Consider the following 24,018-nt stretch of genomic DNA (forward strand, 5'->3'; position numbering starts at 1 on the left):
ACAACAAGGGGCCGGCGCCAGCGGGAGGCTGGCGTTCGGTCCTGCCAGGAGCAGTGCCATGACAAAACTCCCCCCGAAACCAGGACTCGTGGCCTCCATGAGCTGTACGCCGAGAACCCCGAGGCAGCGGACCGCCTGCTGTGGAACCGCGAGGTCGACCCGGTGACCCGCCGCGGCTTCCTCAAGCGCTCGAGCCTGCTGGCCATGGCGGCCGCAGTGGGCGGCTCGATTCCCTTTGCCGACAAAATGCCTGGTGGCCTGATCCCAGCAGCCCTGGCGCAGAGCGAGGAGCCCTTCACCCTGGAGGGCAAGGAGGGCTTGACCGTCGTGAACACTCCCACGCATCATGCGACGCATTGATGCGGGGCTTCAGGCTCTCGCCGCCAGAGCGTTGAGAGCGTGACCGGTGTTCTCGGTTTGCCAGGGGAGCTTCTGCCCGCTGACAACTGCCCGTCCTTGCGGCGGGTCAGCTTGTGTTTCCAAGCCCAATAGCGGGCACCGATGTTGTAGCTGGCGTTGAGGTCGGCGTTGTACTGCTTGCCGTTCGGAAAGGTAGCCAGTTCGTGCTGTGCCTTGTCCCGCTTGACGCGACCCGAGCCATCGAAAGCCCAGGAAGACGTGCCCCGGGCATAGACGTAGACAACCCGACCACCCGCCTCGGCCATTTTCTGCTCGATCAGCGTGGCCAGCCAGCGATGCAGCCACTGATGAAAGCGCTGGCGAAGTCCCGACCGCTTCTTGCCGGCTTTGGGGCGCCAGCCCTTCAGGTCTTCCAGCACGATCACATCGGCTCCCTGTGCCAGTGCGAAGTCGACCAGTCGACGGGAGGTCTGCTGGGCGATGTCCTCGTTGATGTGCTGGGCCTTGCGATACCATGTCCGCCCGAACCCTTTCGAGAGCCTGGCGGTCTTGCGCGCCTTGCGGCGAATCAGCGTGGCGCGCTTGTCGCGACGGTCTATGTCCGCGGCGGGGTGGAAGAATCCACGCGCTGCGACAGTGCCGTCCGGTGTCACGATGCTGGCCGTGGCCAGCGTATTGATCCCCACGTCCACGGCGCATGCGCGCTGCTGGTCAGGGAGGGATTGAGGCGCCAACGCCACCGGCACCGCCAGGTGGCAGCGTCGATTGAGCACCAGGGTGGGCGACTTCACCGTGCCGAGAAGATGGCGCTGACGTACCGCCTTGATCGCCACGTTATGCCACAGCCACTCCTTGCCATCCCACAGCTTCAGGCTGGCGGTGGTGAAGTCGGCGTTGAACTTGACCAGCTGCCCGCGATACATCGCCGGATAGCAGCCGGCCACGGGGTTGAAGCGCGGTGGCTGGGCATTTTTCCGCTGGCGATCTCCCGACTGCCAGGCCCAATAGCGGGTCAGGTAGCTCGATACCTGGCCCTTGACGAACTCGATGGCGGCTCGGCGCAGGTAGGACGGGAACTTGTAGAAACGCTTCACGAAGTAGTGGTGGCGAGACGAGGGGTTCTTCTTGGTCGGGTGCATCAGCCGCTCCACGGCAGCGGCAAAGCTGGGGGCCTGCTGCAGCGACGGCCAGTTGGCCAGGACCACCACCGACAACGCACGGCAGAACTGGCGATACTCCGCCAGCGTCAAACGCATCAGGTGTCGCTGCTGCGTCGTGGCTTGTAGTGGCCACTTGTCCGTGCGAATCATGGTTCGAGTCATGGAAAAAGCCTAAGCCATTACCTGATATTTATCCAGCATTTGCCTTGACGTTCGCCAAGGCTCGCCGCTTAACTAGCGCATCACGCTTCGCGTCGATACGTAGGATGCACGGCTGACTGGCTCAACAACGCCTGCCACCGCATCGCGGTCCAGGTGGCCTAGGAGGTTCCCATGACGCCGTTACACACGCTCGCTACGACCTCCCTGGGGCTGGCCCTGCTGACCCTGCCGCTGGCAGGGATGGCACAGGAGACGCCTGAGAGCGACCCCGATACCGGCCTGGTGATGGCCGAGGGGTGGGAGACGGTGCGCAGCAACTGCACCGCCTGCCACTCGGCCAACCTGGTGACCCAGAACAGCGGCACTCGCAACCACTGGGAGTACCTGATCCGCTGGATGCAGGAGACCCAGGAGCTGTGGGAGTTCCAGCCCGAGACGGAGGACACCATCCTCGACTACCTGGCCGAGTACTACGGTCCCAAGGAGGATACCCGCCGTCCGGCGCTACCGCGCACGCTGATGCCGGATAACCCCTACCCGACGGTCGCCGACTCCGGCTGACGCGCCACCCATCCGCCGATGCATAAACAGGCCCCTCACGAGGGGCCTGTTTATGCAGGGAAGCCGACAACGGCTCAGGGTACCAGCACGGCGGCCCCGGAGAGGCGCCCCTCGCGCAGGTCGTCAAGCGCCTGGTTGGCCTGCGCCAGGGGATAGGCGCGAGTCTCGGTACGAATCGGCACCCCGGGGGCCAGGGCCAGGAACTCCTCGCCGTCGCGACGGGTCAGGTTGGCCACCGACTTCACGCTGCGCTCCTCCCACAGCAGGCGGTAGGGAAAACTCGGGATATCGGACATGTGGATGCCACCGGAGACCACCACGCCACCGGGACGCACCTGGGCGAGCGCGGTGGGCACCAGATCGCCCACCGGGGCGAACAGCAGGGCGGCGTCGAGGGGTTCTGGCGGTGCCTCGTCGCTGCCACCGGCCCACTCGGCGCCGAGGCGTCGGGCGAAGGCCTGGGCCTCGGCATCACCGGGTCGGGTAAAGGCGAAGACGCGCTGGCCACGGGCGACGGCCAGCTGTGCCAGGATGTGCGCCGCGGCACCGAACCCGTAGATGCCCAGCCGTTGGGTTGCCTCGCCACCGGCCAGGCGCCAGGTGCGGTAACCGATCAGCCCCGCGCAGAGCAGCGGTGCGCAAGCCTGGGCATCGTCGTCGTGCACGGGAAAGCAGTAGCGTGCATCGGCCACGCAATACTCGGCGTAGCCACCATCGCGGGTGTAGCCGGTGAACTCGGCGCGCTCGCAGAGGTTCTCCTCGCCGCGCCGGCAGGGGGCGCACTCGCCGCAGGTCCAGCCCAGCCAGGGCACCCCGACGCGCTGGCCGATCGAGGGTCCGCTCACCCCCTCCCCCAGTGCGGTGACCTCGCCAACGATCTCATGGCCGGGCACCAGCGGCAGGCGCGGTTCGGTCAGCTCGCCATCCACCACGTGCAGGTCGGTACGGCAGACGCCACAGGCCAGCACCCGCAGCTGTACCTCTCCGCCCCCCGGTCGAGGGCGTGGCAGGGTTTCCAGCACCAGCGGCTGGTCGGGGGCATGCAGGCGCATGGCGCGCATGGTCTCGCTCATCGGGAATCTCCTGTCGGCTGTCATCGTGGGCTCAGCCGACAGGATAGCCGAGGCGTCAGGCGACCACCTTGACCTCGTAGCCGGTGTACTTGCGCAGGTTGATCACACCACTATCGAGGATCAGGTACTGCCCCTTGAGGCCCAGCAGGGTGCCGGACACCTCCGGGCTCTTGTCGAGGTTGTGGGAGACCACCTTGGTGGGATACTCGAGCACCGGATAGTCGAGAGCCACCGGTGCCTCGTCCAGCACGCGGATGGCATCCGCACCGAAGCGTTCACGCAGGTTGGCGAGGCCGGCCTCGAGGCGCGCCAGCAGGCGATCCCGCTCGGCGGGCAGGTCGAGCGCCGCGGTCTCGCCCTTGAGCATGGCCCGCCAGTTGGTGCGGTCGGAGACCTCCTCCTTGAACAGCATCTCCACGAAGCCGGACTGCTGACGGGTATCCACGGCCAGGACAGGCAGCGCCTGGATGGCGCCCTGGTCGAGCCAGCGGGTCGGCACCTGGGTGCCGCGGGTAATCCCCACCTTGAGGCCCGAGGCGTTGGCCAGATAGACGATATGCGGCTGGAAACAGTGTCGCTCGGCCCACTCCGGCTCCCGGCAGGTGCCCTCGAAGAAGTGGCAGGTCTCCGGCTTGACGATGCAGGTATCGCACTGGGCGAGGCGCTTGAAGCAGGGGTAGCAGTAGCCCTGGGCGAAACTCTTCTTCGTCGCGCGGCCGCAGTGGGTGCAGGCGATGGCACCGCTCCAGGCAAGCGAGAGCGGCTTGCCAAGGCGTTCGTTGAGGTCGAGGCGCTGCTCGCCAGCGCGCAGGGTATAGCGGGCGGGCTCGCCGCCCTGCCCCGGGACGATCGCCATCTTGGTCAGGCAGCCCGTCACCTCGGCGGCCGCGGCGATGGTCTCAGTCACGGCCGGCATCCTTGGCCAGGCCGGCCAGCGCGGGATCGACATTCGCCCCACTGCTGGCGCCGCCGCAGGTGCGCCGTTCGAGGTAGCCTACTCGGTCGCTCTCGGGCACATTGTTCTCCACCTCGTAACGCATCACCGCCTCGAGGCACAGCTCGGTCTGCTCGCGGGTCAGCATCCGGCCGTCCGGCCACTTGCGCAGGGACACTGCCTGCTTGAGGCTCGCGTAGATGGCCGGGGTCATCTGCTGGATCATGCGCTCGAAGGTCATATCGCTCATGGAAAGTCTCTCTGTGTACATACGCAATGCGGTGACGGCGAGATCAGCGCTGCCGGCGTGCCCGCCCGGAATAGTACCAGCCCAGGGCCAGGCCCACGACCAGGCCGCCCAGGTGCGCCTCGTTGGCCACGTTGCCAAAGCCCACCGCTCCGGCCATGTCGGTCATGGTAAAGAGCATCCAGCCGAGCATGAAGACCACCAGCATCTGGGGCACGAAGAAGCCGCTGCCCGGCGCACGCCGCGACATCAGCCAGACATAGCCGAGCAGCGCGAAGTCCACGCCCGACATGCCGCCGAACAGCGCGGTGCCGGCGGCGTACTGGGCCAGGTTGGCACCGATCCCGGCGGCAAGCAGGATCGTTAGCATGCGCAGGCTGCCCTGCAGCGCCTCCACCTGGCGGCCGAAATACCACAGCCAGAGCATGTTGAAGATCAGGTGCATCCAGCCGAAATGCAGGAAGGCCGGCGACAGCAGCCGCCACACCTGGCCCGATGCCAGCGCCTCCGTCAGGCTGCCCACCGACAGGGTGCCGGCCGGGCTGATCCCCAGGGGCACGATGGCAAGCCCCGCGATCACCAGGTCACCGAACACTGCCATGGCGGCAAACACCAGCAGGCACAGGCCCAGGGTCGTCGCGGTGAGCGGTACCTGACGCAGCACCGATCGCAGCGAGTCGGCATTGCCGGGACGCAGCGGCGGCGTCTCGACCGGCAGCGGCTCGCCGCGCTGCCAGCGTCCCACCACCTCCAGTAGCGCCTCGTGCTGGGCCGGGTCGGCCAGCCACAGCAGCTGCCCCTCCGCTTCCTCGGTGATGCGATGGCCGATGCGCGCCGCCCACAGGGCGCGGCGCAGCTCTCGGGTGTCGGCATCGGCGGGCAGCAGCATCACGCGGTACATGGCATTACCTCGAGCGGCGGGAAGTTTCGGCAACAAGCGCTGGACGGACACGCATAAAAAATCCGGCGGAGGGGGCCGCCGGACAAGAGCAAGGGATCATTCAAGGGAACACCTACTCAGATGGCGGATCGGGTCGGGAGTTCAGCCCTCGACTCCGGAATTTTGTAACAGTTTGTATCAATCCAGATCGATCTCCCACGGCTGGGGACGCACCTGCTCTTCCCGGGGCACGCCCAGCCACACGAAGTGGTCGGCATCCAGGCGCGACTCGCCGCTCCAGCGATAGGCCACCAGGCGGCCGAACTTGACCGCGCTGTAGTCCAGGCAGGCGATATTGGGAGCCGGCAGCGCGGGAATGCCCTCGCACCAGTAGTGCCCGATGAACAGCGGCGGCTCGTCGAGACCATAATGGCTCAGGCGAGCTCGCTCCTCCGCCGTCAAGGGACGCTGTTCGAGGTCCCCCGGCAGGTTGTCGGGCTGGAACACCACATCGCCCCAGGTCTCGGGCGCCCGTGCCCAGAAGTGGGCGCGGAAGCTGCGCCGGGTGAAGCCATCTCCGGAGTGGATGTCCACGCCCAGCGGCAGGGGGATCTGGGTGCCACGCGTCAGGCGATCGAGGATACGAAAGGCCCGGGTACCGGGCGCCGTGGACTCGACCAGGAAGGCCTCATCCATGCGGCCATCGGGACGCCGCCGGTAGAGCTCGTCGACCAGCGGCTGGTCCCAGCAGGCGTGCACCACGCGCAGGCCATCGAGCTCCAGGCACAGCGGGATCTCCAGGAACCAGGCCAGGACATCGTCCCACTCCTGGGGATGGTCCTGATACTGCTCGAGAGTCTCGCGAATGATGCGGTTGTTGCGCGGGGTATGCTCGCGCAGCCAGTCGCGTCCCAATCCGGAAGGAGCACGCTGGCAGTAGGTCAGGGCATTGTACTCGTGATTGCCCATCACGATGTGCGCCTCGCCCTCCTCCACCATGCGCCGGGCGATCTGCACCGCCAGCCGGATACGCGGCCCCCTGTCGACCAGGTCGCCGAGGAAGATTACCCTGCGCCGCGGGTGGCGGTAGACCCCGCCGCGCTGGTGGTAGCCCAGCTTCTCCAGCAACGCGGCCAGGGTGGCGCCGCAGCCATGCACGTCGCCGATCAGGTCATAGCCTTCAAGCCTCGCCCGCTTGTTCACGTCAATCTCCCAGGCGGTGGCTCCAGCCCAGCTTGCTGCGCAGGACCTCGTAGAAGTTGTGCCCCACGGGATGCACCAGGTGCACCGTCTGGGGCTTGCGGCGAATCACCAGGACATCGTCGGGCTTGGCTACCGCCCGGGTCTGGCCGTCGCAGCTGATATGCGGGTAGGTCTGATTGGTCTCGCCGATATGGATGCGGATCTCGCTGGAAGAGTCCACCACGATGGGACGACTCGACAGGGTGTGCGGAAACATCGGCACCAGGGTCAACACATCCAGCCGGGGATGCATGATCGGCCCACCGCCGGAGAGCGAATAGGCCGTCGAGCCGGTAGGAGTGGCGATGATCAGACCGTCGCTGCGCTGGCTGTAGACGAACTGGCCGTCGAGGAACAGCTCGAACTCGATCATGCGCACCGCCTTGCCGGGGTGCAGCACCACCTCGTTGAGGGCATCGCCGCTGCCCATCAGGGTATCACCGCGGTAGAGCTCGGCATCGAGCAGGAAGCGCTCCTCCACCTCATAGTGCCCATCGAGCACCTCACCGACCCGCGCCTCCAGCTCGTCGGGAGAGATATCGGTCAAGAACCCCAGTCGGCCGCGGTTGACCCCCAGCACCAGGGTGCCGCTATGGCAGAGGGTACGCGCCGCTCCCAGCAGGCTGCCGTCACCGCCGACCACGATCACCAGGTCACACAGTTCGCCGAGCATGCGTCGACTGGCCTCGGGATGGCCATGGTCGAGCAGCACCGTGGCGGTGCGATCCTCGACGATCACATGCAGGCCGCGCTCGTCGAGGAAGCGCATCAGCCGCTTGAGGGTCTCGACCACCTTGGCGCTGCCCAGGCGGCCGATCAGGCCGATGTTGCGGAAGGGTGGCGTCTCGCGCCCCACCGGTGTTCTCTGTTGGGATGGCATTCGGGAGCCTCTCGCATCGCAGCGGCTCATTATGGCGAGCGACCCGGCCCCGGGCAAACCCGACCTCAGGCCGCTTCCGCCGAGCGCCGGCGCACCCACCACTCGTTGAGCAGCAGGGCCGCCAGGATGATGGCCCCGCCCAGCCCCAGCCGGGCGAGGTCGGCATCGCGGTTCCAGATCACCAGGTTGACCAGCAGCCCGGCCGGAATCAGCGCATTGTTCATGATCGCCAGCGCGCCGGCATCCACCCGCACGGCGCCCAGGTTCCACAGGAAGTAGCCGAGACCCGAGGCCACCAGGCCCAGCCACAGCAGCACCCCCCACTGCACGCCGGTGGTCGGCAGCGCGGCGGCGTTGCCGAGCAGGGCGAAGGCCGGCACCGCCACCATCAGGGCCCCGAGGTAGAACCAGGCGAACACGCTGTGGCGCGGCAGCGAGTCGGGAAGCTCGGCCGACAGCCGCCGGTAGCCCACCTGCCCTAGGGCGAAACAGAGGTTGGCCCCCTGCACCACCAGGAAGCCCAGCCAGAAGCCGCTGTCCACATCGGCGTAGCGGATCACCGCGGCACCCAGCACCGCCAGCGCCGCGGTCGCCAGGTAGAAGGGGGTGAAGCGACCGAACAGCGCATCGTCGAGCAGGGTGATATAGATCGGCGTGAAGATGGTGAACAGCAGCACCTCCGGCACCGACAGCAGCAGGAATGACTGGTAGAAGAACAGGTACATCACGCCCAGTTGAATCGCCCCCAGCCCCATCAGCAGCCAGCGCTGCCGTCCTCTCAACAGTCGTGGGCGCAGGAAGGGCAGGAAGACCAGCGACGCCAGCCCGACGCGCATCAGCACCGCAAAGTAGCTATCCACCTGGCCGGCCAGGTAGACGCCGATCAGCGAGAAGGAGAACGCCCAGAGGACGGTAACGCCAACCAGGAAGCCCATCAGTAAACCTCGTTACAAAGTAAGGTTTACCAAGCTTACACGGGGCGGCATACCACTGCCAAGCCGCCGGGGCCGGTCAGGAGTCAGCGAGGCAGCGCCAGGCGTACACCACCCCGGGCACCCAGCCCAGTAGGGTCAATGCCACGGCGACCAGCACCCGGCGCGCCGACTCTCCGGCCAGGCCCAAGGCCAAGGGTGGCAGCAGGAACGCCAGCACCTTGAGTGCCAGACGCAGCCTTGGCGGCTCCTCGTGAACGGTGCCCGACACCGCGGGAGTGGAGCGCCTGTCACTCTCCCCCCTCGGGCTAACGATGCCGACGGCGGCATCAGCGCGGACGGCCCTCTCGTGCTCCAGAGCCCGGCGATGGGCCTCGTGGTCGATCTTCTGGGTGATCGACTCGGCACCCTCGGCCAGATCGTCGTGGTAGCGCTCCCACTCTTCCCAGTCGTGGGGCGTGCCGGCCCGGGGGCGGTGATCGCCGGCCTCCCGGGCACGGGCCCAGGCCTTCTCCTCCAGGGTATTGGGTCGCTCGCGGTCGCGTTCGCCGTCGATTCCCTGCCTGGCGAGGTATTCGCGTGCATCCATGGGCGCTCTCCGCACGATGGGGAATGGTAAGAACTTGGAGGGGGTCAGGCCGCAACGGGTTCCAGAGACCACCACGAGCGTTGAAGGTCACTCGACGCTGCGAGGCGAACAAGCCGTCATGGTCGGCTATGCTAGGGGCAAACCGGCACAAGGAGACCCGCCATGCCCAGCAAGGCCCCAACCATAGTACGTGAGATAATGTCCCGCGACTGCTACCGGGTCACCGGCAAGACCTCGGTCTCGACGCTGGCCGAAGGCCTCTCGCTGCACCGGCTACCCGGCGTGCCGGTGGTCGACGACCATGACCACCTGATCGGCTTCATCTCCGAGCAGGACGTGATGGGCAAGGTGCTGGAGAGCGCCTACCTCAACGACGAACCACCGCTGGTCAGCGACCTGATGCGCCACGAGGTGCTTTCGGTGTCACCCACCAAGAGCATCACCGACCTGGCCCAGGAGATGCTCGGCAACAAGCCCAAGGTCTACCCGGTCGTGGAGCAGAACCGCCTGGTGGGCATCGTGACCCGCCGCGACGTGCTCAACGCCATCCTGCGCATGCGCCACCGCTGAGCGGCGACGACCTCGCCCCTCCCCCACGCGCTCGCCCCGTCCTAGACGGGGCGAGCGCGTTGGCGCCAGCCGCCCGGCCCCTGACTCGTCTCCCGGCAAAGTGCGATGACCAAAAAGAAGGCCGCCTCGAAGGAGGCGGCCAAGATGCGATCGAAACTGCCAGTGGGGCAACAGTGTTAGCGACTGCTATCGCGACTGGCTGTACAGGATCAGACAGCGGCTGGAGAAAAAGTTCGCGACACAACCGAATTTTTCTTGTCCCGCCGGGAATAGCCCTTGGTAAAACAGCCGCTTGGCGCCGCCACGCTGACAGCCCCGGAAAAACCACCGGCTCGGGCTTGCATGGCTAAGCGGTTGGTTTTACTATCGATTCGGTATCGCGGGTGTAGCTCAATGGTAGAGCAGAAGCTTCCCAAGCTTAAGACGAGGGTTCGATTCCCTTCACCCGCTCCAGTTTCTTACCGCCCTCCGTGGCCCTCCCGTCCCCGATACCGGGGTCACGATGGAGCTCGCCGTGGCCCTCTTCCTGCTCGTCTTCGCCGTCTGCCTGCTGATCTTCGCCAGCATGGTCGGCATCCTGCTGCTCTCCGGGACACCCCGCTTTCGTACCGACCCCGAGCAACTGCTGACGCTCTTCGACCAGGCCCTGGAAGGCCGCGTCAACGAGAGCGAATGGAATGCCATCATGGGCTATCCGATCCGTCACGACGACTATCTGGATGGCGTGCGCCGACGTGCCCAGCGCCTGATGGACGAGCACGGCAATCATGGTCGCGCCGCTCGCGGCAAGCCGCTGCTTGACGAGACGGGACATGGCGAGCTCGAGGCGCTACGCGCCCACCTGGCGAGCCGCCAGGCCCTGCGTGAGCGTCAACGCAGCGTGGAATGAGACATCCTGCCGCAAGGGGTAAGATGTCACTTCGCCCGCCAGCCTGAGGGAGGCCGCCATGCCCAGCGTGATCCGCCAGATCCCCCTCGATACTGCCACTCTCCACCATGCCCACGACTACCATCAGGTGGTAATCGGCCTGCGCGGCCGCGCGGAGTTCGAGATAGAGGGTCTGGGTGGCGCCATCTCGGCGCTTTCCGGCTGCATCGTGCCGGCCAACCATGAGCACTACTACGCCGGCACCGGTGACAACCGCCAACTGATCCTCGACCTGCCGGCCCGCTCGGCCGCCCTCACCGGCCCCCAGGGTGAGCTCAGCCGCCTCTTCGATGCGCCGCGCTTCTTCACGCTGGACGACCCGCTCAAGCGCTATCTGGAGTTCCTGCTGCTGGAACTCGAACACTCGCCACACGACGCCCAGCAGAGCGATCGTCTCGCCGCCACCCTGCTGGGCTGCCTGCACGGCCGCCTGGCGCGGGACGAGCCGGCGGCTCCCGCCAGGCTCGATCTGGCACGCCTGGATCGTTTCATCGAGGCGCACCTGGCCAATCGCCTCAGTGTCGCCGACCTGGCCCGGGAGGCCTGCCTCAGCGAGGCCCACTTCCGCCACTGCTTCCGCCGCCAGACCGGGCTCACCCCCTGGCAATACGTGCGTCGCCGACGCCTGGAGACCGCGCGCCGGCTGCTCGACGAGAGCCATCTGCCGCTGGCCGAAGTCGCCGCCCTGGCCGGTTTCAGCAACCAGAGCGCCCTCTCCCACGCCTGTCGCGAAGCCTATGGCCAGCCCCCCGGCCGGCTGCGCCGCCGCTCCAGCCTGTCGTCACGCCAGCTTGCCGGTGCCTTGGACTGACCCAGCACGAATTGCGACGAAAGTCTAATAAATACGGTCATTATCGGACAACTCCCGCGGTTCTCGCAACAAGACCCGCGGAATCCACAAGCAGCATCGCCGGGAGCGGCCTAGAGTCTGAACCCTGTCAGACGACGATGCGACCGGAGACCCCATGCTCGAAGCCACCACCATGTTGGATGCCGCCACCTGGCGGCAGGATCTGGACACTCTCTTCGCACGGATCAGCGAACACTATGTCGTCGACGAGGAGGCCTTCGTCGGTGAGCTCGTCCGGGTACTGAGTGCCGATGTCAGCCAGGCGCGGCGCATCGCCGACAGGACCGCCGAGCTGGTCCGCGAGGTGCGCGAGATGGACACCGCGGTGGATTCCATCGATGAGCTGCTCCAGCAGTACAGCCTCGACACCCACGAGGGGCTGATGCTGATGTGCCTCGCCGAGGCGATGCTGCGGATTCCCGACAAGGCCACCGCCGATGCACTGATCGAGGACAAGCTGGGACCGGCCGACTGGAAGTCACACCTGGGGCAAAGCGATTCCTGGTTCGTCAACGCCTCCACCTGGGGCCTGCTGATGACCGGCCGGGTGATCAACCTCGACCAGCCCAGAGATGGCCAGCCGGCCAGCTTCATCAACCGTCTGGTCAACCGCATGGGCGAGCCGGTGATCCGCCGCGCCATGCGTGAGGCGATGAAGGTGATGGGCAAGCAGTTCGTGCTGGGCCGCGATATCGACGAGGCGCTCAAGCGCTCCCAGCCGCTGTTCGACAAGGGCTACACCTACTCCTACGACATGCTCGGCGAGGCCGCCCGCACCCGCGATGACGCCGCCAGCTACTTCGACGACTACGCGCGTGCCATCGAGCGGGTCGGCAGGACCAGCAAGACACTGTCGGCGAAGACGCCTTCGCCCTCGGTCTCCATCAAGCTCTCGGCCCTGCACCCGCGCTACGAGTTCGGGCGCCGCGAGCAGGTCCTAGAGGAGCTGGTGGGGAGCGTCCGCAAGCTGGCTGCCATGGCCCGGGAGCGCGATGTGGCGCTGACCATCGACGCCGAGGAGGTCGACCGCCTGGAGATCTCTCTGGAGGTGTTCCGCGCCGTCTACGAGAGCGACACGGTCAGGGGCTGGGGCCACTTCGGCCTGGTGGTCCAGGCCTACGCCAAGCGTGCCCTGCCGGTGCTGCACTACCTCAATCGCCTGGCCGAGGCCCAGGGCGACGAGATCCCGCTGCGCCTGGTCAAGGGCGCCTACTGGGACACCGAGATCAAGGAGTCCCAGCAGCTCGGGGTCGAGGGCTACCCGGTATTCACCCGCAAGGCGGCCACCGATGTTGCCTACCTGGTGTGCGCCCGCTTCCTGCTCTCCGACGAGACCCGCGGGCGCATCTTCCCGCAGTTCGCCACCCATAACGCCCACACCATCTGCGCCATCCTCGAGCAGGCCAACGAGGCCACCCGCCCCTTCGAGTTCCAGCGCCTGCACGGCATGGGCGAGGCGCTCTACGACGCCGCCCTCACGCGCGCCCCCGAGGGCACCTACTGTCGCATCTACGCGCCGGTAGGCGCCCACAAGGACCTGCTGCCCTACCTGGTGCGTCGCCTGCTGGAGAACGGGGCCAACTCCTCCTTCGTCCACCAGCTGGTGGACCCCAGGGTCCCGGTGGAGTCACTCTGCGAGCACCCCGCCGATACCCTGCGCCAGCATGCCTGCTACGCCAACCCGCGCATTCCGCTGCCGACCGCTATCTACGGCGACAGACGCCGTAACTCCCGCGGCGTCAATCTCAATGTGCGCAGCCACTACCAGCCGCTGATGGACGCCATGGCCGCCTGCATGGACAGGGAGCACCACGTCAAGCCACTGCTGGCCTTCGAGGTCCCGGAGGACGCCGCACAGGTGCACCGGGTGACCTCGCCCTACGACCGTCGACAGGTGGTAGGCAGCGTGCAGTGGACCACCGCGGAACAGGCCGGCAAGGCCCTCGACGCCGCCTGGGACGCCTTCCCGCGCTGGTCCGCCACCCCGGTGGCCGAGCGCGCCGCCATCCTGCGTCGCCTGGCCGAGCTGATGGAGACCCATATGGCGGAGCTGATGACGCTCTGCTCACGGGAGGGCGGCAAGCTGCTCACCGACGGCGTCGACGAGATCCGCGAGGCGGTGGACTTCTGTCGCTACTACGCCATGCAGGCCGAGACGCTGTTCGGCGAACCCATCGTGCTGCCCGGCCCCACCGGTGAATCCAACCAGCTGGAGATGGGCGGCCGCGGGGTGTTCGCCGCCATCAGCCCCTGGAACTTCCCGGTGGCGATCTTCTGCGGCCAGCTGGTCGCCGCCGCGGTGGCCGGCAACACCGTGCTGGCCAAGCCCGCGGAGCAGACCTCGCTGGTCGCCCACCGGGTAGTGGAGCTGCTGCATGAGGCCGGCATGCCCCGCGACGTGGTCCAGCTGCTGCCCGGCGACGGCCCCACCGTGGGCAGCGTGCTCACCGGCGATCCCCGCATCACCGGCGTGGTGTTCACCGGCGGCACCGACACCGCCCAGGTGATCAATCGCGCCCTGGCCAACCGCGAGAACGCCCCGCTGCCGATCCTGGTCGCCGAGACCGGCGGGATGAATGCCATGATCGTCGACTCCACCGCACTGCCCGAGCAGGTGGTGGTGGACGTCATCCAGTCGGCCTTCCAGAGCGCCGGCCAGCGCTGCTCGGCACTGCGTGTGCTCTACCTTCAGGAGGATGTCGCCGACCGGGTGATCCGCATTCTCGAGGGCGCCATGAAGGAGCTGCGCGTGGCCGACCCCCGCGACCTGGGTACCGACGTGGGCCCGGTGATCGACGAGGACGCCCGCCAGGGGCTGCTGGCCCATGTGGAGAGGCTCAAGGCCGAGGGCCGACTGCTGGCCGAGACCCCGCTCGACCCGGCCGCGACCGAGCACGGCACCTTCGTCGCCCCGGTGGCCTTCGAGATCGACGGCATCGAGGCACTGGAGCGGGAACAGTTCGGACCTGTCCTGCATATCGTGCGCTACAAGGCGAGCGAACTGGAGCGGGTGATCGAGTCGATCAACGGTCGCGGCTACGGCCTGACCTTCGGCGTGCATAGCCGCAACGAATCCTTCGCCGAGGAGATTGCGCGGAAGATTCGCGTTGGCAACGTCTATATCAACCGCAATATCATCGGTGCCGTCGTCGGCGTGCAGCCCTTCGGCGGCCAGGGCCTCTCCGGCACCGGACCCAAGGCCGGCGGGCCGCATTACCTGCTGCGATTCGCCACCGAGAAGACAGTGACCGTGAACACCGCTGCCCTGGGCGGTAACGCATCACTGCTTGCGCTGGGAGACGAGTGAACCACACTCGTCTATACAACAATACTGACTGAAGGAATCGCCTGATGGTTGAAAACAGTGCCACCAATGGCCTCACGCCAGCGCCCGACCCGGGCGTGGCGCTCGCCACCGGTATCCAGACCGGCATGCCTACCAACAAGATGCCGGCGCAACATCCGGCCCAATAAACGGGAGAAACTGCTATGGCTATTGGTGTATGGATCAGTCTCTTTGCTTACTTTGCGCTCATGATCGCCATCGGCTTTTATGCAATGCAAAGGGCAACGTCTTCGTCTGAAGACTACATGCTGGGTGGCCGACAGCTCAGCCCTCAGGTGGCGGCCCTGTCGGCCGGTGCTTCGGACATGAGCGGCTGGTTGCTGCTGGGCTTGCCCGGGGCACTCTTTGTCTCTGGCCTGGGTCAGGCGTGGATCGGTATCGGCCTGCTCGTGGGGGCGTTCTTCAACTGGGTGCTGGTCGCACCACGCCTGCGCGAACAGACGGTTCACTATGGCAATGCGATCACCATTCCGGAGTTCCTGGCGAACCGCTTCCCGACCCGCGCCATGTCGCTGAGAACGGTATCCGCCATCGTCATCGTGATCTTCTTCGCGGTGTACACCGCGTCAGGCCTGGTGGCAGGCGGCAAGCTGTTCGAGAGCGCGTTTTCCGGCGTCATCAACATCGGGGGCATGAGCGACTACGCGGCAGGCGTTCTCATCACCCTGGGCGTGGTGCTTGCCTATACCGTCGTCGGTGGCTTCCTGGCCGTGAGCCTGACGGACTTCGTGCAGGGCTGCATCATGATGCTGGCCCTGGTGATCATGCCGGCGGTGGTGCTGTTTGGTGAAGGTGGCGGCGGTTTCGCCCAGGCGTCTCAGACCCTGAACGAGGTCGATCCCACACTGCTGACCTGGACGGAGGGGCTGACCTTCATCGGCTGGCTGTCTGCGGTCACCTGGGGACTGGGGTATTTCGGGCAGCCGCACATCATCGTGCGCTTCATGGCCATCCGCTCCCTGAAGGATGTGCCCACCGCCCGTAACATCGGCATGAGCTGGATGCTCATCTCCCTGGTCGGTGCGGTCTCGCTGGGCATCTTCGGCCGGGCCTATGCGATCCGCAACGGCCTGGAAGTCGAGGACCCGGAAACGATCTTCATCATCCTGGCGAACCTGCTGTTCCACCCGCTGATCACCGGCTTCCTCTACGCGGCCCTGCTGGCGGCGATCATGAGCACCATTTCCAGCCAGCTTCTGGTGTCATCCTCATCCCTGACCGAGGACTTCTACCGCCTGTTCCTGCGCAAGGAGGCGACCGACAAGGAAACCGTCCTGGTCGGCCGAGTCTGTGTCGTCCTGGTGGGCCTGGTTGCCGCCGTCATTGCGTCTGACCCCAACTCTCAGGTCCTGGGCCTGGTCAGTAATGCGTGGGCCGGTTTCGGTGCGGCGTTCGGCCCGCTGATCATCCTGTCGCTGATGTGGTCGCGCACCAATGGCGCCGGCGCCATCGCAGGCATGGTGATAGGCGCCGCCACCGTCATGATCTGGATCTCACTGGGCTGGAACGGCTCGTTCATGGGCGGACCCGGCGTGTACGAGATCATTCCTGGCTTCATCGCTTCCTTCATCGCCATCCTGGTGGTAAGCAGCGTGACTGCCGACGCCGGCGAATATCAGCACATCACGCGCTGACAGGGCACGAGAACGCTTCCAGCCTGCTGGAAGAGAGTGCAAGGGCTCCCACGGGAGCCCTTTTCTGTTGTCGTAGCATGCATCTCTGCGCATTACCCCGACAGGGCCCGTCCCGCCAGCAGCAGCGCAAACAGCCCCAGCGCCAGCAGACTCCAGGGCGGCGAGACCATCCGGCGCTGCCAGCGACGACGCGGTACCACTGCGTAGGGGCCCAGAAAGGCGGCACCCAGCGACCAGGCGCCCAGCAGGATCAGCGGCAGACGCCAGGCAAGCGGCAGGGCAGTGACCAGCTCCGGCCGCAGCAGCAGCCAGATCGCCAGGCCCGCCGCCAGCAGCAGCGCCAGCAGCACCGCTCCCCGGCCGTTTCGTGATTCCTCACGCCTCATGGTCTCCCCTCCTCTTCCGCCTGGCTTCAGTGAAGACGATTCGCCCCGTTCTGGCGACTCCTGCAGAGTTTCATCCGCGCATGTGGCGTTGGACTGCAGCGCAACTTATCTTGCGCTGGATCAATTCGAACACTGCAAGATGCCGCTAGAATGAACTTATCGTCAGCTGCGGCGTCGTGCCACAGCCTTCAGCCATCAGGAGCAGACCCATGCGCAAGAGTGCCCTCACCACCCTGATCGCGGCGAGCGTTGCCGCCGCTGCCGTCACCGCCAGCACCCAGGCCTTCGCTTACGGCGCCGGCGACTTCTTCACCCGTGTCGGCGTGGCCAAGGTCGAGCCCAAGAGCGATAACGGATCGCTGGCGAATGGAGCATTTGAAGTTGATGTCCTGGACGATAGCGCCTTCGCCTTTACCCTGGGCTACCGCTTCACCGACAAGCTGGGCGTCGAGCTGCTGGCCGCCGAGCCCTTCGATCATGACATTGAACTGAACGGCGCCAACCTGGCCTCCACCGAGCATCTGCCGCCGACGCTGACCCTGCAGTACTATCCGCTGGGCGGCACCGACGCCTATGTGCAGCCCTATATGGGCGTCGGCGTCAACTACACCAAGTTCTCCGACGAAGAAGTACAAGGTAGCACCCTGGAGCTGGATGACTCCTGGGGTGCCGCCGGCCAGCTGGGTGCGGACCTGCTGATCGACGACAACTGGGCCCTCAACGGCGCGGTCTGGTATATGGATATCGACTCCGACGCCAAGGTGGGCGGTGCCGACGCCGGCAAGGTCGAGATCGACCCGGTGGTGGTGATGGGTGGCATCAGCTACCGGTTCTGATCCGCAGACGACGCCGAACGCAGCGGGGCCCGCCATTGGCGGGCCCCGCTGCGTTATGGTCCGGCTATCCGTCGAACCGGTCACCGGATGGCCGGTTCAGTTCTCGGTGACCAGGCGGTCGATCTCCTCCACCGCCTGGCAGAGCAGCAGCCGGTCGCTGGCGCGCACCCCCTGCTGGGTGAGATAGGCCTCCAGCGCCGGGGCCACGTCGCAGCGTGCCGGCAGCGCGGCGCGCCGCTCCACCAGGGCGTCCAGGCGGGCGATAAACACGAAGCGCAGCCACTGGGGCAGCGCCATGGTATCGACGCAGAAGGGCTGCTGGCTGTCGAACGCCGCGGGGTCGGGCGTCTCCATGCGCCACAGGTTGGCGGCCTTCATGGTGGCCTCGAGCCGGCGCAGGGATTGGTCGAGTTCGTCGTGAACCGTCATCGGGGAAACTCCATGCGGGTGTGGGGCCATTATCCCGCCCCCGGCGGCGAGTGGCCACCCGTCGCACCGCTGTCCACTCCCCCATTCACAGTTTCCGTGAACGGGGCTGTGGATAACCGCTGGAAAGAGTCCGCCAGCCCCGATGTCATGGGCGCCGGCGGCCAGCGATCAAGATTTGACCATTACCCCGGGATCCATGGCGAACCTGCTGACAGCCCATCGATGCCGCGGTAGAGTGCACGCTCTGACAAGCGGAGATGCCATGCAACCCATCCACACCCTTCACGATTTCTTCGTGCGCAGCGGTGCCGAGGTGCGGCTCTACCACCTTGGCCGCCGCGTGGAGCCATGCGAGATGGCCACCCTGGCGGCTCTGGAGGATGACGCGGCGCCCTGGCCCGCCCCCTGGCAGGGCCAGGCCAGGCTGGGCCTGGTCTTTCGCCTGGGTGACATGCAGGACCCGCTGATATGGTTCCTGGCGCTGCCCCTGGATGAACAGGGCCGCCTCGACCCGGCATCCCGCGATGCCTTCGTGCAGCGGCTGCTCGAGACCCTGGGGCGCAGCGTGGAGAGCGTCGGCCGCGAGGATGGCCAGGCGGTGGATAACCTGATGAAGGACAATCCCCTGGCATTCACCCCCTCGTTGCCCTTCCAGGCCATGCTGCATGCCCGTGCCAGTCGCGACCTGGGCCGTCCGGCCAGCCAGCACCTGGAGCCGGTGGAGGCCTACCTGAGCGGCCAGCAGGCCCTCGACTGGCAGGCGCTCGGCCTCCAGGGGCTGGCAGACTTCGCGGTGCGCATGGGTGACGAGGAGCGCCGCCAGCTGGTCGCGCGGCTTCCCGACCTGCCCCACGCGGTACTGATCTCGCTGTGCTACTGCCTCGAGCATGTGGCCATCGATGGCGAGCTGGCCGCTGCCCTGCGCACCCGCGGCGAGGCAGCCGCCGAGGCCGGTGACGTGGAGGCCCTGTGTGCCTGTGCGCGCGCCGTCTCTGGAAGCGAGGCCGCCGGCGCCTGGTTCGACAGCCTGCTCGCCGATGCCCACGCCTGTGGTCCCGACCTGCTGGCGGCCATCGCCGCACGCGGCTGGCCCCTGCTCGAGGATGGCCAGCGGCTGCCGCGCTATCTGGAGCGCCTGGCCAGCTGCGAGCAGGCCGACTTCATGACAGTGGCCCGCGACCTGGCCCTGATTCCCAGGCTGCGACTGCCGGTGCTGATGACCCTGCGCGAGGCGCCCGCCGACTCGCCCATCGGCCAGCGGCTCGCGGCCCTGACGCGCTGAAGGCGAGAACGACCCATGACGATGATGAAGGAACTGCCCTATACCCCCAAGGCGGTGATCGGCCGCCGCGAGATGGTCGAGCTGCCGGAGATGCACCTCGTGCTGTGCGCCAAGGCGGATACCGGGGCACGCACCTCGGCGCTGCACGCCGAGGACATCGAATCCTTCGAGGAGGACGGCCACTTGTGGGTGAGCTTCACCACCCGCAGCGGGGGCCCCGAGACGCCGCCCCACGTCTTTCGCATGCACCTCCACGATCGCCGCAAGGTGCGCAGCTCCAACGGCCAGGAGGAGTGGCGCTACGTGATCCGCACGCCCATGCGCCTGGGCTCGCTGGAGTACCAGGTGGAGCTCTCCCTGACCGACCGGCGCAATATGCGCCACCCCATGCTGCTGGGCCGCCGCGCCCTGCGCCGCCTGCTGGTGGCGCCCGGCGCCGCCTTCCTGCACGGCGAACCCTGAACCGACCGGCCCATCGTCCCGGAGCTACTCGATGCATATCGCGCTGCTGTCACGCAATCGCAACCTCTACTCCACGCGGCGCCTGGTGGAGGCCGCCGAACAGCGCGGCCACACCGCCCGGGTGGTCGACACCCTGCGCTGCTACATGAGCATCGCCGCCCACAACCCCTCGATCCACTACAAGGGGGAGGAGCTGGAGCCCTTCGACGCGGTGGTGCCGCGTATCGGTGCCTCGGTGACCTTCTACGGCTGTGCGGTGCTGCGCCAGTTCGAGATGATGGGCACCTATGTGCTCAACGATAATGTCTCGATCACCCGCTCCCGGGACAAGCTGCGCTCCCTGCAGCTGCTGTCGCGCAAGGGACTGGGGCTGCCGATCACCGGTTTCGCCCACTCCCCCGACGACATCCCCGACCTGATCACCATGGTCAAGGGCGCCCCGCTGGTCATCAAGCTGCTCGAGGGCACCCAGGGCATCGGCGTGGTGCTGGCCGAGACCAATCAGGCAGCGGAGAGCGTGATCCAGGCCTTCATGGGCATGAAGGCCAATATCATGGTCCAGGAGTACATCAAGGAGGCCCGCGGCGCCGATATCCGCTGCTTCGTGATCGGCGACAAGGTGGTGGCGGCCATGAAGCGCCAGGCCGCCGATGGCGAATTCCGCTCCAACCTGCACCGCGGCGGCACCGCCAGCGTGATCCGCATCACGCCTGAAGAGCGATCCACGGCGATCCGCGCCGCCAAGGCCATGGGTCTGCGGGTGGCCGGCGTCGACCTGCTGCGTGCCAATCACGGCCCGGTGATCATGGAGGTCAACTCCTCCCCTGGCCTGCAGGGGATCGAGACGGCCACCGGCAAGGATATCGCCGGGTTGATCATCGAACACCTGGAGAAGAATGCCGCCCCGGCCCGCAAGACACCGCCTAAGCCCAAGGGGTAATTGCCAGTTGTGCACAGGCCAGGCCCAATGGGCATCGCGGATTCCACACTTATTCCAGTCCGGGGGTAGCAAAACAGTGTTTCCCCGGCCACAATCTGCGTCACCAAAGGGGGTGACCGCTCATGTTTCTCGACAATCGCCAGGTGGCGATGGACAGCGTGCTGGAAGCGCTGGCCGACAGCATCGACTACTTTCAGGACAATCTGGAGCGCCTGCGCCCTTCGCTGCGCGACGCCCTCAAGCCGCACTATGAGGCGCGCAGCCAGTCGATGCGCGAGCTGCAGGAGCTCGCCCGGGAGCATCTCAACATGCTGCCCCGGGACGCCGATGTCGAACGCGACGACTACATGTGGCTGTGGAGCCGGCTGAAGAGCTTCGTCGGCAACGAGAGCCAGGTGGTGATCGGGGAGCTGCTGGAGCAGGAACGCGTGCTGATGCAGGCCCTCTCCAACCTGATGACCCACCCCCTGCCCGATGCCCTGGAGCCGAAGGTGGAGGAGTGCTGGAAGGGCTGCCGGGCGCTGATCCGCGAGCTCTACACGCTACAGAAAAGCCGCACCAAGCGGCGCTGAGCACTCTTTTCCGAATGGCGCTGAAGGCTTATGTCCGAATGGCGCTGATGGCTCTGGGTGGCTCCGAGGGCTGCTGATCAGCGCCGCTGTGCTGGCGGTCCCGGCGTATCGCCGGCCCAGCCCTGCGGTGGCAAACGCTGCGGCACGATCACCAGCGGCTCTCTAGGGCCCAGGAAGTGGGGCTCACGCCCCCACAGATAAAGATCCCCCAGGGTGGCCAGGCGCGCCACCCACTCCCGCGCCGCCAGCCGCCACTGGCCCCTCACCTCCCCTGTCGATACCGCGCAGCCCTGGGCCTCGATGCCCAGCGCCTCGGCGATGAACAGCGCCCGTGGCAGGTGCCAGGCCTGGGTGATCAGCAGCGCACGCTCCACGCCGAATACCTGGCGGGCTCGGGCCAGGGTATCGAAGGTACTGAAACCGGCGTAGTCCAGCGTCATGGCGGTTTCGGGCACCTCGCGGCCGCGCAGGTCGCGCCACATGGTGATGGGTTCGTTGTAGGAGAGGGTGCGGTTGTCGCCGGAGAGCAGCAGGTGGTCGACGCGGCCCAGGCTCAGCAGCTGCGCCGCGGCGCTCATGCGCGCCTCGAAGTAGGGATTGCGGACCCCGCTGCGGGTCCAGTGGGAGGTGCCGAAGACGATGCCCACCCGCTCGGCACGGCACAGCGGCAGATCATGCTCGATACGCTCACGGGTCTGGCCCAGCACCCAGAGGTTGGCGACCAGCAACAGCAGTGCCGCCAGCAGCACCGCCGTGCCCAGCACCATCAGGATGGCCCGGAGGACCCGCCATGCTGCCAACTTCATCGGCATCTCCTGTTCCCTGTGCGCCCGGCACGTCCTGGTCGATCACCGCGAGGTGCCGCGGGCACAGGCCGCTAGAACATGCCGAGCTCGAGCTTGGCCTCGTCGCTCATCATCTCACGGCTCCAGGGCGGATCGAAGACGATCTCGGTATGCACCTTGCTGATCTGCGGGGCACCGAGGATCTTGTTGCGCGCGTCGGCGGCGATCACGTCGCCCATGCCGCAGCCCGGGGCGGTGAGGGTCATGCGGATGGTGACGATGCGCTCGCCGCTGATCAGCCGCTCGATGCGGCAGCCGTAGACCAGCCCCAAGTCGACGATGTTGACCGGGATCTCGGGGTCGAAACAGGTGCGCAGCTGGTCCCACACGAACTGCTCGATCTCCTCGTCGGAGGCGTCCTCGGGCAGGGTCGGGCGCGGCAGCGCCTCCAGGCCCAGGGCGTCGAGGTTGGCGCCCTCGATCAGGTAGAGGCGCCCCTCAAAGCCGACACTGACCGTGCTGCCCTTCGCCTGCATCACGCTGACCACGCTGTCCTCGGCAAGGGTCACGGTCTTGCCGAAGGGGATGGAGATTACCTCCACGTCGCGCTGCAGGGGCAGCTCCTGCCCCTTGTGGAGGCTCGCTATCTGCTCGATATCGCTCATGGCGTTCCTTTATCTGGCGGATTCCCTGTCCGACCGGGGCTTACCTGACCATGCCGATGACGCGCTCCAGGGCCTCGGCGAAGACGTCGATCTCTTCCAGGGTGTTGTAGGCGGCGAACGATGCCCGGCAAGTGGCGTCCACGCCGAAGTGGGCGAGCAGCGGCTGGGCACAGTGGTGACCGGTACGGATCGCCACCCCGAGTTGGTCGATCAGCAGTCCGATATCCTGGGCATGGGCGCCATCGACCACGAAGGAGAGCACCCCGGCCTTGTCCGGGGCGGTGCCCAGGATGCGCAGGCCATCGATGCGCAGGACCCGCTCGGTGGCATGGGCCAGCAGCCGCCCTTCCCAGGCGCCGATGGCGTCGAGACCGACACCGGCGACCCACTTTAGCGCCTCGCCCAGGGCGATCACCTCGGCGATGGCCGGTGTGCCGGCCTCGAACTTGTGGGGAAGCCCGGCGAAGGTGGTGCCGGCCTCGAAGGAGACCGTGGCGATCATCTCGCCACCGCCCTGCCAGGGCGGCATCGCCTCGAGCAGCTCGGCCTTGCCATAGAGCACGCCGACACCGGTGGGGCCGTAGACCTTGTGCCCGGAGAAGGCATAGAAGTCGGCATCGAGGTCGCGCACGTCCACCGCCTGGTGGGGCGTGGCCTGGGCGCCGTCGACCAGGATCAGAGCCCCGTGGGCATGGGCAACCGCCGCCATCGCCTTGACCGGGTTGACCGTACCGAAGGCGTTGGAGACGTGGTTCACCGCCACCAGCCGGGTGCGCTCGGTGAAGAGCTCACGGTAGGCGTCGAGGTCGAGAACGCCGCGTTCATCCACCGGGATCACCTTGATGGTGAAGCCGAGCTCGGCGGCCAACAGCTGCCAGGGCACGATATTGGAGTGGTGCTCGAGGCGCGAGATCAGCACCTCGTCGCCCGCCTTGAGGTTGGCGCGCCCCCAGCTGTTGGCCACCAGGTTGATCGCCTCGGTGGTGCCGCGGGTAAAGATGATCTCACGGGTCTCGGCTGCGTTCAGGAAACCCCGCACCGTCTCCCGAGTGCCCTCGAAGGCCGCCGTGGCCTCGTCTGCCAGGGTGTGCAGCCCGCGGTGAATATTGGCGTTGTAGCCGCCGTAGTAGGCGTCGAACGCTGCGATCACCTGGCGCGGGGTCTGGCTGGTCGCCGCATTGTCGAGATAGACCAGCGGCCTGCCATGCACCTGGCGGGAGAGGATCGGGAAGTCCGCGCGGATCGCCGCGACATCGAGACTCGGCATCGCCGCGGCACGGGTGGCCAGGTCGTTCATGGCAGGCTCCTCCTCA

General features: G+C 66.8%; 27 protein-coding genes and 1 tRNA gene. 14 read left to right on the top strand and 14 right to left on the bottom strand.

From position 1 onward, the window contains the following. Positions 1–162: 162 nt before the first annotated feature. Positions 163–360 (top strand): twin-arginine translocation signal domain-containing protein, encoded by a 198-nt coding sequence (locus ACJ7IV_RS10840; RefSeq protein WP_483864389.1) that lies wholly within the window; start codon positions 163–165, stop codon positions 358–360. Here ACJ7IV_RS10840 and ACJ7IV_RS10845 read toward each other — a convergent pair. After that, complete coding sequence (locus ACJ7IV_RS10845) at positions 345–1,670, bottom strand: IS200/IS605 family accessory protein TnpB-related protein (RefSeq protein ID WP_483864390.1); 1,326 nt, start codon at positions 1,668–1,670, stop codon at positions 345–347. The two genes, ACJ7IV_RS10840 and ACJ7IV_RS10845, sit on opposite strands and share 16 nt — an antisense overlap. A gap of 183 nt (positions 1,671–1,853) precedes the next feature. On the opposite strand from ACJ7IV_RS10845, the gene ACJ7IV_RS10850 reads away from it, so the two are divergent. Then, positions 1,854–2,243 carry a hypothetical protein gene (locus tag ACJ7IV_RS10850; RefSeq protein WP_483864391.1) on the top strand — a complete coding sequence of 130 codons (390 nt, stop codon included), beginning with the start codon at positions 1,854–1,856 and terminating at the stop codon, positions 2,241–2,243. A 74-nt stretch (positions 2,244–2,317) separates the two neighbouring features. Here the strand turns inward: ACJ7IV_RS10850 and ACJ7IV_RS10855 are convergent, their stop codons facing one another. The 8 genes from ACJ7IV_RS10855 to ACJ7IV_RS10890 all read right to left on the bottom strand — a co-directional run bounded on the left by ACJ7IV_RS10855 (position 2,318) and on the right by ACJ7IV_RS10890 (position 9,020). Further along, positions 2,318–3,316, bottom strand: a complete 999-nt coding sequence (locus ACJ7IV_RS10855; RefSeq protein WP_483864392.1) for a zinc-dependent alcohol dehydrogenase family protein — start codon at positions 3,314–3,316, stop codon at positions 2,318–2,320. 55 nt (positions 3,317–3,371) lie between these two features. After that, positions 3,372–4,232 (bottom strand): DUF2797 domain-containing protein, encoded by an 861-nt coding sequence (locus ACJ7IV_RS10860; RefSeq protein ID WP_483864393.1) that lies wholly within the window; start codon positions 4,230–4,232, stop codon positions 3,372–3,374. Next, a complete protein-coding gene (locus ACJ7IV_RS10865) occupies positions 4,216–4,500 on the bottom strand; it encodes a YeaC family protein (protein ID WP_483864394.1) in 285 nt (94 codons plus the stop codon). Before ACJ7IV_RS10865 ends, ACJ7IV_RS10860 begins: the two co-directional genes overlap by 17 nt. Positions 4,501–4,543: 43 nt before the next feature. Further along, positions 4,544–5,398, bottom strand: a complete 855-nt coding sequence (locus ACJ7IV_RS10870) for a rhomboid family intramembrane serine protease (RefSeq protein WP_483864395.1) — start codon at positions 5,396–5,398, stop codon at positions 4,544–4,546. Between the two features lie 177 nt (positions 5,399–5,575). After that, on the bottom strand, positions 5,576–6,580 hold the full coding sequence (locus ACJ7IV_RS10875; protein WP_483864396.1) for a metallophosphoesterase: 1,005 nt from the start codon (positions 6,578–6,580) through the stop codon (positions 5,576–5,578). Between the two features lies 1 nt (position 6,581). Further along, on the bottom strand, positions 6,582–7,499 hold the full coding sequence (locus ACJ7IV_RS10880; RefSeq protein ID WP_483864397.1) for an NAD(+) kinase: 918 nt from the start codon (positions 7,497–7,499) through the stop codon (positions 6,582–6,584). A gap of 65 nt (positions 7,500–7,564) precedes the next feature. Beyond that, positions 7,565–8,434, bottom strand: a complete 870-nt coding sequence (locus tag ACJ7IV_RS10885) for a carboxylate/amino acid/amine transporter (RefSeq protein ID WP_483864398.1) — start codon at positions 8,432–8,434, stop codon at positions 7,565–7,567. A gap of 76 nt (positions 8,435–8,510) precedes the next feature. Continuing rightward, positions 8,511–9,020, bottom strand: a complete 510-nt coding sequence (locus ACJ7IV_RS10890; RefSeq protein ID WP_483864399.1) for a YqaE/Pmp3 family membrane protein — start codon at positions 9,018–9,020, stop codon at positions 8,511–8,513. Positions 9,021–9,182: 162 nt separating this feature from the next. Between ACJ7IV_RS10890 and ACJ7IV_RS10895 the strand changes: the two genes are divergently transcribed. The 7 genes from ACJ7IV_RS10895 (at position 9,183) to putP (ending at position 16,348) form a co-directional block, all read left to right on the top strand. Then, positions 9,183–9,590, top strand: a complete 408-nt coding sequence (locus tag ACJ7IV_RS10895; protein WP_483864400.1) for a CBS domain-containing protein — start codon at positions 9,183–9,185, stop codon at positions 9,588–9,590. Between the two features lie 379 nt (positions 9,591–9,969). Then, a tRNA-Gly gene (locus tag ACJ7IV_RS10900) sits at positions 9,970–10,043 on the top strand. Positions 10,044–10,104: 61 nt separating this feature from the next. Then, positions 10,105–10,479, top strand: a complete 375-nt coding sequence (locus tag ACJ7IV_RS10905) for a hypothetical protein (RefSeq protein ID WP_483864401.1) — start codon at positions 10,105–10,107, stop codon at positions 10,477–10,479. A 58-nt stretch (positions 10,480–10,537) separates the two neighbouring features. Further along, complete coding sequence (locus ACJ7IV_RS10910; RefSeq protein WP_483864402.1) at positions 10,538–11,329, top strand: AraC family transcriptional regulator; 792 nt, start codon at positions 10,538–10,540, stop codon at positions 11,327–11,329. 154 nt (positions 11,330–11,483) lie between these two features. Further along, positions 11,484–14,675, top strand: a complete 3,192-nt coding sequence (gene putA, locus ACJ7IV_RS10915; protein WP_483864403.1) for a bifunctional proline dehydrogenase/L-glutamate gamma-semialdehyde dehydrogenase PutA — start codon at positions 11,484–11,486, stop codon at positions 14,673–14,675. Between the two features lie 44 nt (positions 14,676–14,719). Then, positions 14,720–14,842: a hypothetical protein gene (locus ACJ7IV_RS10920; RefSeq protein ID WP_483864404.1), complete on the top strand. Its 123-nt coding sequence runs from the start codon at positions 14,720–14,722 to the stop codon at positions 14,840–14,842. Between the two features lie 15 nt (positions 14,843–14,857). Then, entirely contained in the window at positions 14,858–16,348 is a 1,491-nt protein-coding gene (gene putP / locus ACJ7IV_RS10925) for a sodium/proline symporter PutP (RefSeq protein ID WP_483864405.1), read from the top strand. 92 nt (positions 16,349–16,440) lie between these two features. Here putP and ACJ7IV_RS10930 read toward each other — a convergent pair whose 3' ends face one another. After that, on the bottom strand, positions 16,441–16,734 hold the full coding sequence (locus tag ACJ7IV_RS10930) for a hypothetical protein (protein WP_483864406.1): 294 nt from the start codon (positions 16,732–16,734) through the stop codon (positions 16,441–16,443). A gap of 209 nt (positions 16,735–16,943) precedes the next feature. Here ACJ7IV_RS10930 and ACJ7IV_RS10935 point away from each other — a divergent pair, with 209 nt between their 5' ends. Continuing rightward, positions 16,944–17,570: an OmpW/AlkL family protein gene (locus ACJ7IV_RS10935; protein WP_483864407.1), complete on the top strand. Its 627-nt coding sequence runs from the start codon at positions 16,944–16,946 to the stop codon at positions 17,568–17,570. A gap of 96 nt (positions 17,571–17,666) precedes the next feature. Here the strand turns inward: ACJ7IV_RS10935 and ACJ7IV_RS10940 are convergent, their stop codons facing one another. Beyond that, positions 17,667–17,999 carry a YqcC family protein gene (locus ACJ7IV_RS10940; RefSeq protein WP_483864408.1) on the bottom strand — a complete coding sequence of 111 codons (333 nt, stop codon included), beginning with the start codon at positions 17,997–17,999 and terminating at the stop codon, positions 17,667–17,669. Positions 18,000–18,261: 262 nt separating this feature from the next. Here ACJ7IV_RS10940 and ACJ7IV_RS10945 point away from each other — a divergent pair, with 262 nt between their 5' ends. The 4 genes from ACJ7IV_RS10945 (at position 18,262) to ACJ7IV_RS10960 (ending at position 21,255) form a co-directional block, all read left to right on the top strand. Continuing rightward, the gene (locus tag ACJ7IV_RS10945; protein ID WP_483864409.1) at positions 18,262–19,281 is read left to right on the top strand and encodes a DUF3549 family protein; all 1,020 of its coding nucleotides are present in this window, start codon (positions 18,262–18,264) and stop codon (positions 19,279–19,281) included. Positions 19,282–19,305: 24 nt separating this feature from the next. Further along, entirely contained in the window at positions 19,306–19,743 is a 438-nt protein-coding gene (locus tag ACJ7IV_RS10950) for an ATP-dependent zinc protease family protein (RefSeq protein WP_161433130.1), read from the top strand. Between the two features lie 31 nt (positions 19,744–19,774). Beyond that, complete coding sequence (gene rimK / locus ACJ7IV_RS10955; RefSeq protein WP_483864410.1) at positions 19,775–20,683, top strand: 30S ribosomal protein S6--L-glutamate ligase; 909 nt, start codon at positions 19,775–19,777, stop codon at positions 20,681–20,683. A 122-nt stretch (positions 20,684–20,805) separates the two neighbouring features. Next, positions 20,806–21,255 (top strand): hypothetical protein, encoded by a 450-nt coding sequence (locus tag ACJ7IV_RS10960; RefSeq protein ID WP_483864411.1) that lies wholly within the window; start codon positions 20,806–20,808, stop codon positions 21,253–21,255. Positions 21,256–21,332: 77 nt separating this feature from the next. Here the strand turns inward: ACJ7IV_RS10960 and ACJ7IV_RS10965 are convergent, their stop codons facing one another. From ACJ7IV_RS10965 to ACJ7IV_RS10975, 3 genes are all read right to left on the bottom strand, one after another. Further along, positions 21,333–22,061: a SanA/YdcF family protein gene (locus ACJ7IV_RS10965; RefSeq protein WP_483864412.1), complete on the bottom strand. Its 729-nt coding sequence runs from the start codon at positions 22,059–22,061 to the stop codon at positions 21,333–21,335. A gap of 71 nt (positions 22,062–22,132) precedes the next feature. Then, entirely contained in the window at positions 22,133–22,705 is a 573-nt protein-coding gene (sufT, locus tag ACJ7IV_RS10970; protein WP_483864413.1) for a putative Fe-S cluster assembly protein SufT, read from the bottom strand. Between the two features lie 40 nt (positions 22,706–22,745). Then, positions 22,746–24,002: a cysteine desulfurase gene (locus tag ACJ7IV_RS10975; RefSeq protein WP_483864414.1), complete on the bottom strand. Its 1,257-nt coding sequence runs from the start codon at positions 24,000–24,002 to the stop codon at positions 22,746–22,748. Positions 24,003–24,018 lie beyond the last annotated feature (16 nt).

The organism is Halomonas sp. C10-5, assembly GCF_057169305.1.

Coding starts and splice junctions, on each gene's coding strand:
- ACJ7IV_RS10845 (WP_483864390.1), bottom strand. CDS start 1,670: ATGATTCGCACGGACAAGTGGCCACTACAAGCCACGACGCAGCAGCGA.
- ACJ7IV_RS10850 (WP_483864391.1), top strand. CDS start 1,854: ATGACGCCGTTACACACGCTCGCTACGACCTCCCTGGGGCTGGCCCTG.
- ACJ7IV_RS10855 (WP_483864392.1), bottom strand. CDS start 3,316: ATGAGCGAGACCATGCGCGCCATGCGCCTGCATGCCCCCGACCAGCCG.
- ACJ7IV_RS10860 (WP_483864393.1), bottom strand. CDS start 4,232: ATGCCGGCCGTGACTGAGACCATCGCCGCGGCCGCCGAGGTGACGGGC.
- ACJ7IV_RS10865 (WP_483864394.1), bottom strand. CDS start 4,500: ATGAGCGATATGACCTTCGAGCGCATGATCCAGCAGATGACCCCGGCC.
- ACJ7IV_RS10870 (WP_483864395.1), bottom strand. CDS start 5,398: ATGTACCGCGTGATGCTGCTGCCCGCCGATGCCGACACCCGAGAGCTG.
- ACJ7IV_RS10880 (WP_483864397.1), bottom strand. CDS start 7,499: ATGCCATCCCAACAGAGAACACCGGTGGGGCGCGAGACGCCACCCTTC.
- ACJ7IV_RS10885 (WP_483864398.1), bottom strand. CDS start 8,434: ATGGGCTTCCTGGTTGGCGTTACCGTCCTCTGGGCGTTCTCCTTCTCG.
- ACJ7IV_RS10890 (WP_483864399.1), bottom strand. CDS start 9,020: ATGGATGCACGCGAATACCTCGCCAGGCAGGGAATCGACGGCGAACGC.
- ACJ7IV_RS10895 (WP_483864400.1), top strand. CDS start 9,183: ATGCCCAGCAAGGCCCCAACCATAGTACGTGAGATAATGTCCCGCGAC.
- ACJ7IV_RS10910 (WP_483864402.1), top strand. CDS start 10,538: ATGCCCAGCGTGATCCGCCAGATCCCCCTCGATACTGCCACTCTCCAC.
- putA (WP_483864403.1), top strand. CDS start 11,484: ATGCTCGAAGCCACCACCATGTTGGATGCCGCCACCTGGCGGCAGGAT.
- ACJ7IV_RS10920 (WP_483864404.1), top strand. CDS start 14,720: ATGGTTGAAAACAGTGCCACCAATGGCCTCACGCCAGCGCCCGACCCG.
- putP (WP_483864405.1), top strand. CDS start 14,858: ATGGCTATTGGTGTATGGATCAGTCTCTTTGCTTACTTTGCGCTCATG.
- ACJ7IV_RS10930 (WP_483864406.1), bottom strand. CDS start 16,734: ATGAGGCGTGAGGAATCACGAAACGGCCGGGGAGCGGTGCTGCTGGCG.
- ACJ7IV_RS10935 (WP_483864407.1), top strand. CDS start 16,944: ATGCGCAAGAGTGCCCTCACCACCCTGATCGCGGCGAGCGTTGCCGCC.
- ACJ7IV_RS10940 (WP_483864408.1), bottom strand. CDS start 17,999: ATGACGGTTCACGACGAACTCGACCAATCCCTGCGCCGGCTCGAGGCC.
- ACJ7IV_RS10945 (WP_483864409.1), top strand. CDS start 18,262: ATGCAACCCATCCACACCCTTCACGATTTCTTCGTGCGCAGCGGTGCC.
- ACJ7IV_RS10950 (WP_161433130.1), top strand. CDS start 19,306: ATGAAGGAACTGCCCTATACCCCCAAGGCGGTGATCGGCCGCCGCGAG.
- rimK (WP_483864410.1), top strand. CDS start 19,775: ATGCATATCGCGCTGCTGTCACGCAATCGCAACCTCTACTCCACGCGG.
- ACJ7IV_RS10960 (WP_483864411.1), top strand. CDS start 20,806: ATGTTTCTCGACAATCGCCAGGTGGCGATGGACAGCGTGCTGGAAGCG.
- ACJ7IV_RS10965 (WP_483864412.1), bottom strand. CDS start 22,061: ATGAAGTTGGCAGCATGGCGGGTCCTCCGGGCCATCCTGATGGTGCTG.
- sufT (WP_483864413.1), bottom strand. CDS start 22,705: ATGAGCGATATCGAGCAGATAGCGAGCCTCCACAAGGGGCAGGAGCTG.
- ACJ7IV_RS10975 (WP_483864414.1), bottom strand. CDS start 24,002: ATGAACGACCTGGCCACCCGTGCCGCGGCGATGCCGAGTCTCGATGTC.